The organism is Bacillus sp. FSL H8-0545 (assembly GCF_038006105.1).
In the GTDB taxonomy this organism is placed as follows: domain Bacteria; phylum Bacillota; class Bacilli; order Bacillales; family Bacillaceae_G; genus Bacillus_A; species Bacillus_A cereus_U.
Window position 1 is genome coordinate 1,455,641 of record NZ_JBBOUO010000001.1, and the last position, 14,905, is coordinate 1,470,545.

A 14,905-nucleotide genomic window follows, 5' to 3' on the forward strand; every position below is an offset into this window, starting at 1 on the left:
CGATGAAGCAGCACCCATTTAAAATTGCATCGCTTGGCATTCAGCACATGCTTGCCATGTACGCTGGCGCAATTATTGTTCCGCTTATTGTTGGCGGGGGACTTGGTTTAAACCAACAAGAATTAACGTATTTAGTATCGATCGACTTATTGATGTGCGGCGTAGCAACGATTTTACAAGCATTATCAAATCGCTTTTTCGGTATTGGGCTTCCGGTTGTACTTGGTTGTACATTCACAGCGGTTGGACCGATGATTGCAATTGGTAAACAATACGGCGTGTCCTCTATATATGGAGCAATTATTGCTGCGGGATTATTTGTTGTTATTTTCGCGAAATTATTTGGGAAACTTGTAAAACTGTTTCCTCCTGTTGTAACAGGATCTGTCGTTACAGTCATTGGGGTTACACTTGTTCCAGCAGCTATTAATGATATGGCTGGAGGAGTTGGAAGCAAAGATTTCGGAAGTCTAGAAAATTTAGCTTTAGCATTTGGTGTTTTATTATTTATCATTATTATGTATCGTTTCTTTGACGGATTTATCCGTTCAATCTCTATATTACTTGGTCTTTTGTTCGGTACAATCGTTGCAGCATTTATGGGGAAAGTAAGCTTGCAAGCGGTTGGAGAGGCAGATTGGTTCCACGGTATTCAGCCGTTTTACTTCGGTACCCCAACATTTGAATTAACGCCAATTATTACGATGATTCTCGTTGCTTGCGTAGGGATTGTGGAAGCAACAGGTGTATATTTTGCATTATCTGATATTTGCAATAAAAAGATCGGTGAAAAAGAATTAACAAAAGGTTATCGCGCAGAAGGATTAGCAATGGTTCTAGGTGGTATTTTTAACGCATTTCCATACACAACATATTCTCAAAACGTAGGCCTTGTTCAATTAACTGGAGTAAGAAATCGCGTTATTATCTATACTTGTGGTGGTATGTTAATTGCTCTTGGGTTTATTCCTAAAATCGCAGCCATTACAACAATTATTCCGAAATCAGTACTTGGCGGTGCGATGTTAGCAATGTTCGGCATGGTAATGGCGTATGGCATTAAAATGTTAAGCAGTGTTGATTTTGGAAAACAAGAGAATTTATTAATCGTTGCATGTTCTGTCGGAATCGGACTTGGTGTTACAGTCGTTCCAACTTTATTCTCACAGCTTCCTGAAAATATTCGTATTTTAACTGATAATGGAATTGTACTTGGAAGTGCATCAGCAGTACTTTTAAATATTGTATTTAATATGGTGCCGCAGCGTAAAGTGAAAGTAAAAGAAGAGCCAGTTCCGATGCAAAGTGCAGTAAGAGAAGCATAGAAAAGCAAGGTCTCATTATGAGACCTTGCTTTTCTTTTTAAGTGGCATCATCTTACCGTATGTACCAAGCCGCCAAATATATTCAAGTGGCCCGTATTGATAACGAGAAAGCCACCAGCGGCTAATGAAGATTTGTAGCGTGTAGAAACCGATGCAAAATAGTGGCCCGACCCATAATGGAGCGGGATAATAATTTTTGAAAAATAGGCCGAATACAAGTAACGTAACAATTGTATGCGTGATGTAATTTGTTAACGCCATTCGTCCGACATATTGGAATGGGCGTAATAATTTTTGCCATCTTTCTTTTTGTAATAAACGCATCAGTGTGAAAATGTAGAAGATGAATAATGTTTTTCCACTAAACATTGTAAAGGCGCTCATATAAATCGGATCATAAGGTTGTTTTGACAAGAAATAACGAACCATAAAGAACCACATTGGTAATGTTAAAACGAACATAATAATTTGCCATTTTTTTAGTTTTGGATCTAATTCTTTTGAGCGGCGGAAAATATCTTTTTTGCCAGCATATAAACCAAGCAAAAATAATCCAACTGTTTCTGGAAGCATGAATGCACTTAGCCCAATTGCTTCAGAATAAAACGCATGGAAACGATTTTGTATTTGTAACATCCAGTCTTCTAATGGCATGATTGGTAAGGAGAGTCCTAGCTCATCTCTTGGCATTAAGGCAATTCCAATGCTAGTAATTAGCATTAAAAATTGAAAAATGCTTAGTAAAACTAATGCCCAAATCAAAATAGTACGAGGTTCTCTCTTATAAAATAACAATAAGAAAAATCCAGCGATTGCATAACTATGTAAGATGTCCCCGTCCCATAAAAGAACGTAATGCAAGAACCCAAATAATAATAAAATGAGCAAGCGGCGAACAAATAAAGTTTTCGGACGATCTGTTTTCGCCTCAGCACGATTCATAAAGATATAAAAACCTAATCCGAATAAAAATGAAAAAATAGTATAAAACTTCGTTTGAATAAACATGTCATAAAATAAGCGAATATAGCTGTCTAATCCATCATAAACGCCGGAAATGTCTCGAGAATCAACACCAGCGATAACTGGCCAGTTAACAAGAAAAATACCGAGTACAGCTATTCCTCTAATAATATCAATTGAGTGTATCCTCTCGCCTTGGGAAAGATTTTGTGTCATTATTTTCCTCCTTGATAAGTAATTCCCTTTTATTATACAAAATGTAAGAGGAAGGTGATAGGGGAGATTTCCAATTTTTAAAACTGTTAAGATGTGTATTATGAGATATAATAAGAGTGCACAGCAAGTTTTAAACTTCTTTAAAACAGGCAGTAAAGCTCCTTTTCCCGAAGGAGCTTTCTTTTTTAGAAAATTGTTGATAATGATTCTCTTTAATGGTAAAATGTATTTAAAATTGATAATCATTATCAAAAAAGGTTGGTGTGTTAATATGGTGTATGCACTTGTTGCAGGAACGATTGCTATATATGTTGGTGTTACAAAGTATGTATTAAATGGAGTAGGAACAACAAAATGAATAATATTACATAAAATCCCTTTCATTTGTAAAAAGAATGAAAGGGATTTTTTATTTTTGATGTGAATATGCTGAAAATTTAGTATGATAATAAAGTGAAACTTTAATCAGCGGGGAGGTCTATCCCTCATTGATTATTATACCGCACGAAACGGGCTTTTACTGCCCACAAATAGCGGGATAAAGTATATACATCTTGGATAAAGGGGAACAAGGGGATGACAAACATAGTACAGACAAACGGTATGAAAAAACTTGTTTGTTTTTATGAAGAGTGGCAAAAAAACGGCGATGTAGAGAATAGTTTGAAGTTGTTTGAATTGATTCAAAAATATAAACAAGAGCAGCTTATGCTAGCTTTTTGTGGTCATTTTTCTGCGGGGAAATCGACAATGATGAATCACCTATATAAAGCGCAATTATTACCGACAAGTCCGATTCCAACGAGTGCTAACGTCGTTAAAATTGAAAGAGGATCTGATCGCGTTGTTGTAACGATTAAGTCTGGAGAACAGTATGAATATGACGGCGCATATTCAGCAGAAGAATTAAAACAAATATGTAAAGACGGTGATGAAGTAATTGGTGTTCATATTTATCGAAATGATGCGCCAATTCCTGATGGGGTTATGTTAGTTGATACGCCCGGAATTGATTCTACAGATGATGCCCACCAATTAGCGACAGAATCAACACTGCATCTAGCAGATGTTATTTTCTATATGATGGATTATAACCATGTCCAATCAGAGGTTAACTTACAATTTGTTAAAGAATTGAAACAACGTAATAAAACGGTTTATCTCGTTGTAAACCAAATAGATAAACATAAAGCAAATGAGTTATCGTTTGAAGAGTATAGAGATAGTGTAAAACAGTCTTTTTCTAACTGGGATATTGAAGTAGATGGTATTTTTTATACATCATTGCGAATGATGAATCATCCATACAATGAAATTCAAAGTTTAGAAGCATTAATTTTTTCTATCATGAAAGAAAAAGAGCAGTATGTAAGAAAGGGAATGGAGCGAGAAACAGAATATTTACTGCAAGAACATTGTTCGTTTATTCTTTCTGAAAATGAAAAACATCTCATGAAATATGAAGAAGAATTAGCATCACCACTGTCACTTTCAGAGATAGTTGAAAAAAAGGAAGAGTTAACTGAAAATAAAAATCGCGCGGCTAGTAAAGAATCTGATGTGAGAAATGAATTTATAAAAGGTTTACAAGCCATATTAGATAACGCGTATTTAATGCCATTTGAAATGAGAGAATTGGCAAATGAATATTTAGAAACGAAATTAACCAAGTTTAAAGTTGGTTTGCTATTTGCGAAAGGAAAGACGGAGCAAGAAAAACAGAGACGTGTAGATGCTTTTTATTCTGCTCTTCAAAAGACTGTTGAAACGCAACTTGATTTTCATGTGAAAGAATTTATTGTAGCCTTCTTAAAAGAAGAAGGGTTATTTACAGAAGAAATAGGGAAAGACATATATGCGTTAGAGATTGCTTTCGGACCGGAAGTGTTGGCTGAAACAATTAAACAAGGGGCTGGATTTACCGGTGATTACTTACTTCTTTATACTGCTGACGTTGCAAATGAGTTAAAGAAAAGATACTTTATGAAATCTCAGCAAATTTTCGGGAAAAGTACGGGTATATTGCAGAAGAAAGTGAAGATAGAGATTGCTCGTATTGAAGAAGAAATTGAAAAACACACGATGTTACAAACAGCAAAAGAAACGAAATTACAATACATTAAGAAGTATGAGGAATATGAGATCTATTTAGGAGATATTTGGAATGAACATGTTTCTATACCAGATGAATTACAAATAGACGAAATATTACAAAGTAAAAAACAAATTGTTAGTGAGAAGTTTACACTACAAGAGCAAGAAATTGTAAATGACAACGTAGCGGTTAGTGAAGAAGAGATTAAAGGAACGAAAGCTTTAAATATTCAGCGTATATTAGAAAAAGTGAAGAAAGCTGAAACGATATTAGATCCATTGCCTACAATGAAACATTTACAGCAAGAAGTAGTTGGAAAAAGACAGCGTGTAGAAACGAAGCAATTTACAGTAGCGTTATTTGGAGCTTTTAGTGCTGGGAAATCATCATTTGCTAACGCATTGCTTGGTGAAAAGGTACTTCCTGTATCGCCAAACCCAACGACAGCAACAATAAATCAAATTTTGCCAGTTACAGAAGATAAACAACATGGAACGGTAATTGTCCAGTTTAAATCAGAGCAAGCGCTGTTAGAAGATATGAAAGCTGTTTATAAAATGTTTCACTATGAAATTGCTACATTGGAAGAAGCGTTAACGCAAATTGATAAAATTATGAAATATCCTTCACCAAGCGGGAAGCAAAAAACAACATTTAGCTTTTTACGAGCGGTACAAAAAGGATATGAGGCAGTTGCTAATCATTTAGGGGAACAAGTACAAGTTACGTTAGAGGAGTTCTCTGATTATGTAGCTAATGAAGAAAAATCATGCTTTGTTGAGCATATGGAGCTTTATTATGATTGTGCTTTAACAAGGCAAGGAGTAGCGCTTGTAGATACACCAGGGGCGGATTCTATTAACGCTCGCCATACGGATGTTGCATTTCAATATATTAAAAACGCAGACGCTATTTTATTCGTAACATACTATAATCATGTTTTCTCTCGCGCAGATCGTGAGTTTTTAATTCAGCTCGGTCGTGTAAAGGATACATTTGCACTTGATAAAATGTTCTTCTTAATAAATGCTGCCGATTTAGCACAATCCGAAGAAGAACTTGAAATGGTAAAAGGTTATATTGCGGAGCAGCTCTTACAATACGGTATTAGAAATCCACGTTTATTTGCAATTTCAAGTTTATGTGCACTTGAAGAAAAGCAAGGGAAAAGTATTGATAAAGAAAAGTATGGTATTTTACAAAACTCTGGGATTGCTAAGTTTGAAGAATCATTTACGTCCTTTATGATGAGGGATTTAATGCTTGTATCTGTGCACGCTTTATATAGTGCATTGCAAGGAGCGAATCAGCTTCTTGTAAATATGATAAATGGCGCGAAGCAGGGAAATGATGAGAAAGAGAAGCAAACAAAAAAATATGAAGCAGAGCGTGATCAGCTACTTCATATTATTTCATCATATAGTGTACTTGCTGAAGAGCAAGCAATGCAAAATGAAGTGAAAGAATTGCTTTATTATGTACACCAACGTCTATTTTTACGCTATAACGATGTGTTTACTGAATTTATTAATCCGGCGTCGTTACGAACAGACGGGAATGTGAAAATGCAGTTGCAACAATGTGTAATGGAATTAGTTTCATTTATTCAACATGATTTATTACAAGAAATGCGTGCGACATCATTACGTCTTGAAAAATGGATAGATGAAGCGATGAAGCGTGCAAAGGATGAAATTGTTGTGAATTGCAAAGTGGAAAATGAATCGATTTCTATGGGTGGAACAGTGGATTATGAATATAAAGTTATTACACATAAAGAGCCGTTTCCTTCAATAGAAATAAAAGATTTTAAAAAGGCACTGGCACATTTTAAAAATGAGAAAAGCTTTTTTGAAAAAAATGATAAAGCTTTTATGCAAGAAGACGCTAAAGGAGTGTTAGAACCTTTCGTATCAAACTATGTAGCTGATGAAGAAGATTTATTCGTTCATCATTATAAGCAAGAGTGGGATGCAAAATGGAACCTATTCCAAAAAGTGATGCAGCAAGATGTTGAGAATTATTATGAAAGTATATTATTCGCTTTAGCTGAAACAATTGATGTATCACTATATGAACAAAGTAAAGAAGAGCTACAAAAGCAGTTAGTAGAAATTGAAAAAGAAATTTATATTAAATAGCCGTTATGAAAAAAAGATTCGTTCAATTTTCTTTTGTAGTACAGTATCTAAAGATTTTACAAACCCTGCAAACTCATCAGTAGAAATCATATGGGTAAGAACTAAGCGTCTGCCGTCTGGTGTTTCACCGCATAAGACGAATGAAGAAAACTCATACGTTTTGTTTTCTACTACTAATTTTGGATAGGAATATGTGTCGCTCTTCTTTTTCTTTCCATCAATAGAGATGACGTTGCATTTTTTCTCATTGTTGTCCATGGTGAATCCCTCCTTTCTATTATCTATGGTAGACAAGGGGGGTTTAGAACAATAGGGAAGGGGGAATTTTTATGTCTGTTGTAATAGAGCGTATTTCGAAAGAAGCTATACCGAAATCTTTATTGCTCCTTGCTGATCCAAGTGAACGCCAAATTGATGCATATGTACAGAGAGGGTTTACGTATATAGCTAAACAAGAAGAAAGCATTATCGGTGTATATGTGCTTTTGGAAACAAGACCAAAGACAATGGAAATTATGAATATTGCGGTTGTAGAACATATGCAAGGAAAAGGTATTGGTAAGGGGTTATTGTTGCATGCAATAGAAAAAGCTAAAGAATATAATATGTACAAACTTGAAGTTGGTACAGGTAATTCTAGCATTTCACAACTTGCGTTATATCAAAAATGTGGATTTCGTATTTTTTCTATTGATTTTGATTACTTTTCAAAGCATTATGAAGAAGAGATTATTGAAAATGGAATTGTATGTCGTGATATGATTCGGCTTGCAATGAAATTAAACAAATAAGTATAAATTATTAGGGGGAAGAGAAGATGGAAGTACATAAAGCAATTACAGCACATTCTCGTAAACAAAATGAGATTGTAAAAATATTTTTACAATTAGATGCGCAACGCGAAGCAGCAATTGAGGCTGCGATCGCACTTGCATCAAATGGAAAACATTTCTCAGTTGATGCAATTAATATGGTAACAAAGCAAATTAATGACCTTGCAAAACGCGGCGTTGCGCCGCAGCGTAAACTTGTTACAACAGATATGGTTATGGAGTATGTAGGTCGCGTGAACGAGAAAGAAGGGCGTTAAGGATGATTGTTACAGTCGAATGGTTGCGTGAGCATTTAGAAGATGAACATGTCCGTATAGTCGATTGTCGTTTTGATTTAGCGAATCCAAATTGGGGTAAAGAGAAGTATGAGGAAGAACATATTCCCCATGCGTTATATTTTGATTTAAATTTAGATTTATCAAGTTCTGTAATAGAGCATGGTGGTCGCCATCCATTACCAAATATAGAGCAGTTTGCAGACAAGCTTTCACAGGCTGGGATTGATGAACATACGACAGTAATTGCGTATGATAGTCAAGCTGGTGCAATGGCTTCTCGTTTATGGTGGTTATTAAACTATGTAGGACATGAGAAAGTGTATATATTAGACGGTGGATTTCCAGCTTGGAAAGAGAATGGATTACACACAACGCCGAATATCCCAGTTATTGCACGAAAACCTTTTATACCGGAAATACAAGAAAATATGCTTGTAACGATGGAAACGGTCAGAGAGAATATTCATGCAGGTATAGATATTACGTTAATTGATTCTAGAGAGCCGAAACGTTATGCAGGTGCGGAAGAGCTCGTTGATCCGAAGGCAGGGCATATTCCGACGGCAGTAAACTATTTTTGGAAAGATGGAATTTTAGAATCGGGACACTTTAAAAACGAAGAGGAACAGCAAGGGCGTTTCCAAAATCTTGATAAAGAGAAGGAAACAATCGTATATTGTGGTTCTGGTGTTACAGCGTGTCCGAACATAGTTGCATTAAAATTAGCTGGTTTTCAAAATGTTAAATTGTATACAGGTAGCTGGAGTGATTGGATTTCTTATCCAGAAAATCAAATTGCAAAAGAAGAAGATTAATCACTTGCATGCAAAAATAATTTGTATTAAAATAAGGTCACAAGCAAGAGATTGCTTCAAAAATATTATATTTTACACATTGGAAACAATGTGATAATATAACGACAAGTAAATAATACATCCTGCGGTGTGCGTAACTTATTTATGTCTAAAACCGATGTTAGTTTTACGGAAGCTCAATATTTAGTGACCATCATCAAGCCTTCCTTGTGGAGGAAGATGTACGGTAACTGTGAGGGCATCCACCTGCGAGTAGCGGGTTTTTGGACATTTACGAGGAACGGCACTTGCGGGGGTCTTATTTCAACTAACATTATATAAAATTCCTACGGTGTACGTAGCTTGTGTATGTCTTAAACCAATAAGTATAATATGGAAGTTCAATATTTAAATGTAGATAGCAGGCCATCTTTTTAAGAAGGAAGTTACAAACATTTGTGAGAACATCCACCTGTGAGAGCAGGTTTATGGACATCTATAGATAACGGCATATGTGGGACTATATAAAAAACCTTACGTTTTATACGTAAGGTTTTTTTGTTGAATAAATATGCTCATGTTATCTCGATTTACCTGTAAAGTTTCCATAATAAATATAGCACTTGCGGTCTTCATCAATTTCTCTTGAATCTAGGGTGAATTCCAAATGTATTCCATCCCGTTGAATATATATAATATCTGAATGGAGAGAGGGTAAGATGTCCTCGTAATTCCACACATCTTTACTTTCTATCATAATTGAGCTTGCTTCCTTTAGTTCTCGAATTTCAAAACCTATGTGCGAGTATGTAGGATCTGAAGGGTCGTTGAAAAAAACTTCTTTTTGTATATATAACACTGCTGTCCCGTCTGGATCTACTGAAGTTGCAGTAACGACATATGTATTTCCATCTTTTATAAAATATTCACAAGTCATGCGCGCGACAATTTCAGAATTAGAAATATTTGCGTAGTTCCATAAAGCCGGATACCCGTTAGTTTCATCATAGAGCCGATATTCCAATCGCATTTTATCCCTCTTCTTCCTTTTTCTTCTACTTTATCATGACATCTTATATAATAGAAATATAATTTAAAAAGGGGAGTGCAAAGGTGACAAAAACGAAATGGCTAGTAGGTGGTGTTCTGACATCTTTAATGACGGGCACTTTATTTGGCTGTGCGCAAGATATTCCCCCCGAACCGAATGATAATAGTTGTTCTGATTGGGATTGGGATGATGAGCTTGGTGTTTGGCAGTGTGATGATAGTAGTTCAGGTTATCGTGGACATTACTTTTATGGTGGTAAATACTATCAAAATAAATCCACCTTCAAAAATTCATCAGCGTTTAAAACTTATCAATCTTCGGCCGAATTTAAAGGTGGAATTGGAAGCGGTTCAAAAGGTGGATTTGGAGGTTAAAATATGTCGCAATACATAAAGAAACGAAAAGGATTTTATTCGAATTATCCGCATTTCTGGTCGGATTTATATGAATGTGAGTATAGTTTGTTTCATGTTTTTCCAATAACAGAGCAAACGATGAAACAATTACAATTAGCAACTGAACGAATGGGGAAAATATTTTTTAAGACTGCTAGACTTCTTCGGGATTTATCTAATGAACAGCTTCTTGAACTTGGTTTTCCAGATGCAAGCTTGCCTTTTATTAGACTGAAAGGAATGTATCCTGAATCTGTTATTTCACGATTTGATTTTGCTTTAACAGATGATAATCGTATTAAAATGCTTGAGTTTAATAGTGACACTCCAACTTTTATTGTGGAATGCTTTCAAATGAATGGAAAAGTTTGTGAAAAATTAGGCTATGATGATCCAAATGCAAATCAAGAGCGCTTACTTTCTTCCGGTATTACAAAAGCCGTAATGGAGTTTACAAAAGGAATGGAAGATCCAAATGTTGTTTTCACAGCTCATCATGAACATATAGAAGATTGGAATACGACTATGTATTTGAGTGGGCTATGTCATGTTGAAAATAAAGTGATGCCAATGACAGAACTTAGAATTACAGATGATGCTTTAGTAGATAGAGATGGTGTACCAATTGATGTTTTGTATCGCCAAACATATCCAATTGAAGACTTAATTGAAGATCAAGATCCCGAAACGGGGGATTTGGTGGGAGTAGAACTTTTGCAACTTGTAAAAGAAGGAAAGCTTTTTATTATAAATCCTTTGTCGGCCTTTTTAATTCAGCCGAAATCAATTCAATGTCTTATTTGGGGATTAGCAGAAGAAGGTGCTTTTTACACAAGTGAGGAACAAAAGTGGATTAAAGAATATATGCTTCCTACATATTTTGAGCCAGATTTATTTTTGGGGAAAAGTCCTTTCGTTCAAAAACCTTCGTTCGGTAGGGAAGGTGACACGATTACGATTCGTGATAAGGATACAAATATTATGATTCGAAATGCACATGAAACGTATAAATCGTCACTTCCTATATTTCAGAAATATACAGAGCTTCCAGTTGTATTTTTGGAAACTGAAAAAGGAATTGAGAAGCTGTCGTACGTGTTTGGGGCTTTTTTAATTGCTGGAAAAGCGAGCAGCATCGGTATACGTGCCGGAGAAAAAATTACGGGAAATGAATCGTATTATTTACCGGTAGGTATTAAGAAGGAGGAAAATAAATGATTAATTTTTTACTATATTTAGCAGTATCACTTGCACTTTTATGTATCGGTCTTTTTCTTATGGAAGTGACAACGAAAGTTAAGGAATTTAAGTTAATGGCTCAAGGGAATAAAGCGGTAAGCTATGTACTTGGAGGAAGATTACTTGGTCTTGCTATCGTTTTATATTCAACGGCTGCTAATTCTATTTCAATTCTTGATATGGTTTCATGGGGAGCTGTTGGGATATTAGCTCAAATTATTGTCTTTTATTTAGCAGAATGGCTTACACCACGTTTTAATATTAATAAAAGCCTTGAAGAAGATAATCAAGCAGTTGGTCTTTTCCTTATGTTTTTATCACTTTCCATCGGAATTGTAATTGCTGGTTGTGTAACATATTAAAACCCTTACATTTTAACGTAAGGGTTTTATTTTTCATGTGCTAATTTTTTGCAATATGTGCTTAATTAATTTATCCCGCTATTTGAGGGCAGTAAAACTTCCACCTCAAAATTCAGCTGGAGCAAAGAAGTTAGTTGGGAGATTAACTGCCCGTAAAAGCCCGATTGGTGAAGGCTAATAATCAGTGGGGGATGAACAAAACCCCCACTGATTAAAGTTTCACTTTATGTAGCCGAACGCTGAGAAGGATGCGTATTAGTGTACTAAACTCGAGGTAGTTGTTGTAATAAGGAAAAGTTTCCATACAAAGTGTTGACATCTATTTTAAATAGGAGTAACATTTTCTATATAATTAAAATAAGTCTCTGTTAGGTGAGGCTCCTGTATAGAGAAATGCTACTGCCCAAAAATGTCGAGAGACGCCAATGGGTCAACAGGAATGATCGAATTAAGGTTTTTCTTAACGTAGCTGGTAATGAACCTATGCTATACAGTGCTAAAACTCGGCGAGGGAGAGGTCCGTAGATTTCTAATTATATTATATTGGGAATCGCTTATTTGTGTATGCAATGACCTTTGCTCTCTTATGAGTAAGGGTCTTTTTTGTTACCAAGCTATGAGTAATTTCATAGTATAGATTATAACTAAAAAATTAAAGAGGAGGTGAGGAGCATGTCAAATTCTGACTCGGTTCCGTTACCCATATACTTCAAATCAAAAATATATGATGTAGGCAGGAAACGACTTGTTCCTCCCTTTATATTTATCATAATGTAGCGTTTATTCGAGTATTTAAGCGCTAGACACTTTCACGGTGAAGTGGATAAATTGAGAAACAAAGCGTTTCTTCCTATGTTGTAAAGGAGGAGACGATAATATGTTATATGTAAATAAAAGTGTGGGTAACACTCCGTATAAATTAAGTAAAAAAGCAATGAAAGAACAAACAATGCTTCAAAAAAATAAAGATTTATTAATTGAAATCGCAACAAGAGATGTAAAATCTGTATTTGCGTATTTTAAAACAACAAGAGACGGACTATCTATGAAAGAGGCACAAAAACGTATTCAAGTATACGGCCGAAATGAATTAACTTCAAAAAGGGCGCGTATTGCGGAAGTAATGATGAAGCTAAGTGGAATGATTCCAGGTCTTTCAAAACAAAATGTGCATGATGAATTAAAATGTGAAACAGTTACTGTTTCTAGAGTAGAAGCCTCTAGCGTAACAGGGCTAAACAATGAATTAAAAATGATGAAATTGCCAGTACAAGAGCTTGTACCTGGAGATATGATTTTTCTTGCAGAGGGCGATACAGTGCCAGCAGATGTACGTATTATTTATGCAAATGATTTATTAGTAAATGAATCTATGCTGACAGGAAACGATGCTAGTATTGAGAAATTTGAAAGTTGCTATCATCTTGAACGTAAACGATTTATTCCATTAAAACGGATGAAAGAATATAATCCACTTGAACTTGAAAATGTATGTTTCAAAGGTACGTATATTGTTGGCGGAAATGCAAAGGCTGTAGTTGTTTCGACAGGTAAAAATACGTATTCAGGAATACTTCATACTTGTTGCGGTAGAACGTCTTAATGTGTTAATGATGCTAAATATACAAAAACAATGTATAATAGACAAAGTTGAACAAAAACGTAGAATGGTAATCTATATATAACCTTACGTGATAACGTGAGGTTATTATTTTTTGTTAGTAGGAGAGGAATTATGAAAAAAGTATTATTAGTTGATGGTATGGCACTATTATTTCGTGCTTTTTACGCAACAAGTGTATATGGACAATTTATGAAACGACAAGATGGTACCCCAACGAATGGGATTCATGGTTATATGAAGCATTTATTAACAGCAACACAAGCAATCGAACCAACGCACATTGTAACGTGCTGGGATATGGGAAGTACGACATTTAGAACGGAATCTTTCTCGAATTATAAAGCAAACCGTGCAGCACCGCCGGAAGAATTAATTCCGCAATTTGATTTAGTACAAGAAATGACCGCGAAATTATCTATGCCTGTAATCGGTATGAAAGGTTATGAAGCGGATGATTGCATCGGTACGCTTGCAAAACAATATTGCAATGAAGCGGAAGTTTATATTTTGACAGGTGATACAGATTTACTTCAACTTGTTGATACGAATGTTACAGTTATGCTTCTTCGTAAAGGAATTGGAAATTACGAGTATTACACACCGGAAAAAATCATGGAAGAGAAAGGTGTAGAACCTTGGCAAATCGTGCATGCGAAAGCTTTCATGGGAGATACAAGTGATAATTATCCAGGTGTAAAAGGTATTGGTGAAAAAACAGCGTATAAGCTTATTCAAGAATACGGCACAGTATCGGTAGTACTAGAAAATATAGCATCATTAACGAAAGGGCAGCGCACAAAAATTGAAAGTGATTTAGAGAATTTAAATATCTCTTTACAATTAGCGCAAATTCATTGTGAAGTTCCAATTTCATGTTCGTTAGAAGAAGGGTTACACACAATGAATGAAGAAAAACTACGATTCGTTTGCGGCGAAATGAATTGGGGAAGACCTGAAATATTGATTAATATGCTTTAAAGGGTATGGAAAGGTAGATCAAACATAATTTTGATCTATCTTTCTTTTTTTGTTCACAAAGTTGTCAGAATATAAACTCAGTTTTCATATGAAGTTCAAATGGATTTCACAACAATCAATTATTATAAGTCTACACAGATAATTACTTATCTTTTAAATAAACCATCCTTTGATAAGTTATTTGTAATCGTTAAGGAGGAAACTGACAATGCGAAAAAAAGTGAGAAAATCTTTTAAACAATTATTAATAGAAAATAAACAATCACTATTAAGTAATAAAGAAAATATGAAAGAAATTGAAGAACGGATTGAGAAACGGCATGTGTCGTATAGTGGTGCTAATAATTAAATAAAGTAAAAAAATTTAACTTTATTTAAATTAAAAATTTTCAAATCGCAATATATTTGAAAACAGAATATGTAGATGATATTAATACACCTTGTTGGATTAATGCAAATGTATTTCAATCTATTTTTATTGATGGTTGCCAGTATGGAATAGAAGTCGATGGAAATAGCGATTTACCAAATGAAAGTTCAGGAAATACATTTCATGATATTCAAGTGCAATGTAGACAACAAACGAAAAAAGCGTAGCCTATGGCATGAAA

At 34.9% G+C, this 14,905-nt stretch carries 15 protein-coding genes, 2 other RNA genes, 1 pseudogene and 1 riboswitch; of the genes and pseudogenes, 15 read left to right on the forward strand and 3 right to left on the reverse strand.

What is annotated here, in order from left to right; all coding sequences use genetic code 11:
* Window positions 1–2: 2 nt before the first annotated feature.
* The gene (gene pbuX, locus MHI07_RS07730; RefSeq protein ID WP_002135328.1) at window positions 3–1,325 is read left to right on the forward strand and encodes a xanthine permease PbuX; all 1,323 of its coding nucleotides are present in this window, start codon (window positions 3–5) and stop codon (window positions 1,323–1,325) included.
* Window positions 1,326–1,340: 15 nt separating this feature from the next.
* On the opposite strand, the gene MHI07_RS07735 is transcribed toward pbuX, so the two are convergent.
* A complete protein-coding gene (locus MHI07_RS07735; protein WP_340822892.1) occupies window positions 1,341–2,504 on the reverse strand; it encodes a DUF418 domain-containing protein in 1,164 nt (387 codons plus the stop codon).
* Window positions 2,505–2,604: 100 nt separating this feature from the next.
* On the opposite strand from MHI07_RS07735, the gene MHI07_RS07740 reads away from it, so the two are divergent.
* On the forward strand, window positions 2,605–2,862 hold the full coding sequence (locus MHI07_RS07740; RefSeq protein WP_002158543.1) for a hypothetical protein: 258 nt from the start codon (window positions 2,605–2,607) through the stop codon (window positions 2,860–2,862).
* Between the two features lie 218 nt (window positions 2,863–3,080).
* Complete coding sequence (locus MHI07_RS07745; protein WP_340822894.1) at window positions 3,081–6,740, forward strand: dynamin family protein; 3,660 nt, start codon at window positions 3,081–3,083, stop codon at window positions 6,738–6,740.
* A gap of 3 nt (window positions 6,741–6,743) precedes the next feature.
* On the opposite strand, the gene MHI07_RS07750 is transcribed toward MHI07_RS07745, so the two are convergent.
* Window positions 6,744–6,998 (reverse strand): DUF3931 domain-containing protein, encoded by a 255-nt coding sequence (locus MHI07_RS07750; RefSeq protein WP_000369740.1) that lies wholly within the window; start codon window positions 6,996–6,998, stop codon window positions 6,744–6,746.
* Window positions 6,999–7,069: 71 nt separating this feature from the next.
* Between MHI07_RS07750 and MHI07_RS07755 the strand changes: the two genes are divergently transcribed.
* The 5 genes from MHI07_RS07755 (at window position 7,070) to ssrS (MHI07_RS07775) (ending at window position 9,170) form a co-directional block, all read left to right on the forward strand.
* Complete coding sequence (locus MHI07_RS07755) at window positions 7,070–7,531, forward strand: GNAT family N-acetyltransferase (protein WP_002158541.1); 462 nt, start codon at window positions 7,070–7,072, stop codon at window positions 7,529–7,531.
* A gap of 26 nt (window positions 7,532–7,557) precedes the next feature.
* Entirely contained in the window at window positions 7,558–7,830 is a 273-nt protein-coding gene (locus MHI07_RS07760) for a DUF2533 family protein (RefSeq protein ID WP_002149260.1), read from the forward strand.
* A gap of 2 nt (window positions 7,831–7,832) precedes the next feature.
* The gene (locus MHI07_RS07765) at window positions 7,833–8,666 is read left to right on the forward strand and encodes a sulfurtransferase (RefSeq protein WP_002201106.1); all 834 of its coding nucleotides are present in this window, start codon (window positions 7,833–7,835) and stop codon (window positions 8,664–8,666) included.
* 116 nt (window positions 8,667–8,782) lie between these two features.
* Window positions 8,783–8,965: non-coding RNA, 6S RNA (ssrS, locus tag MHI07_RS07770), on the forward strand.
* A gap of 21 nt (window positions 8,966–8,986) precedes the next feature.
* Window positions 8,987–9,170: non-coding RNA, 6S RNA (gene ssrS / locus MHI07_RS07775), on the forward strand.
* 55 nt (window positions 9,171–9,225) lie between these two features.
* Here the strand turns inward: ssrS (MHI07_RS07775) and MHI07_RS07780 are convergent.
* The gene (locus MHI07_RS07780) at window positions 9,226–9,675 is read right to left on the reverse strand and encodes a hypothetical protein (protein WP_078181034.1); all 450 of its coding nucleotides are present in this window, start codon (window positions 9,673–9,675) and stop codon (window positions 9,226–9,228) included.
* 83 nt (window positions 9,676–9,758) lie between these two features.
* On the opposite strand from MHI07_RS07780, the gene MHI07_RS07785 reads away from it, so the two are divergent.
* From MHI07_RS07785 to MHI07_RS07815, 7 genes and pseudogenes are all read left to right on the forward strand, one after another.
* A complete protein-coding gene (locus MHI07_RS07785) occupies window positions 9,759–10,070 on the forward strand; it encodes a hypothetical protein (RefSeq protein ID WP_002158538.1) in 312 nt (103 codons plus the stop codon).
* Window positions 10,071–10,073: 3 nt separating this feature from the next.
* A complete protein-coding gene (locus MHI07_RS07790; RefSeq protein ID WP_002201104.1) occupies window positions 10,074–11,309 on the forward strand; it encodes a glutathionylspermidine synthase family protein in 1,236 nt (411 codons plus the stop codon).
* On the forward strand, window positions 11,306–11,692 hold the full coding sequence (locus MHI07_RS07795) for a DUF350 domain-containing protein (protein WP_002117799.1): 387 nt from the start codon (window positions 11,306–11,308) through the stop codon (window positions 11,690–11,692). Before MHI07_RS07790 ends, MHI07_RS07795 begins: the two co-directional genes overlap by 4 nt.
* Before the next feature lie 357 nt (window positions 11,693–12,049).
* Window positions 12,050–12,215: riboswitch (M-box (ykoK) riboswitch) on the forward strand.
* Window positions 12,216–12,569: 354 nt separating this feature from the next.
* Window positions 12,570–13,295 carry a P-type ATPase gene (locus MHI07_RS07800; protein ID WP_088078195.1) on the forward strand — a complete coding sequence of 242 codons (726 nt, stop codon included), beginning with the start codon at window positions 12,570–12,572 and terminating at the stop codon, window positions 13,293–13,295.
* Window positions 13,296–13,427: 132 nt separating this feature from the next.
* The gene (locus MHI07_RS07805; protein WP_088078196.1) at window positions 13,428–14,294 is read left to right on the forward strand and encodes a 5'-3' exonuclease; all 867 of its coding nucleotides are present in this window, start codon (window positions 13,428–13,430) and stop codon (window positions 14,292–14,294) included.
* A 208-nt stretch (window positions 14,295–14,502) separates the two neighbouring features.
* Window positions 14,503–14,643, forward strand: a complete 141-nt coding sequence (locus MHI07_RS07810) for an FbpB family small basic protein (protein WP_002158534.1) — start codon at window positions 14,503–14,505, stop codon at window positions 14,641–14,643.
* A gap of 29 nt (window positions 14,644–14,672) precedes the next feature.
* Window positions 14,673–14,888: pseudogene (locus MHI07_RS07815) on the forward strand (hypothetical protein); the annotation flags it as partial.
* Window positions 14,889–14,905 lie beyond the last annotated feature (17 nt).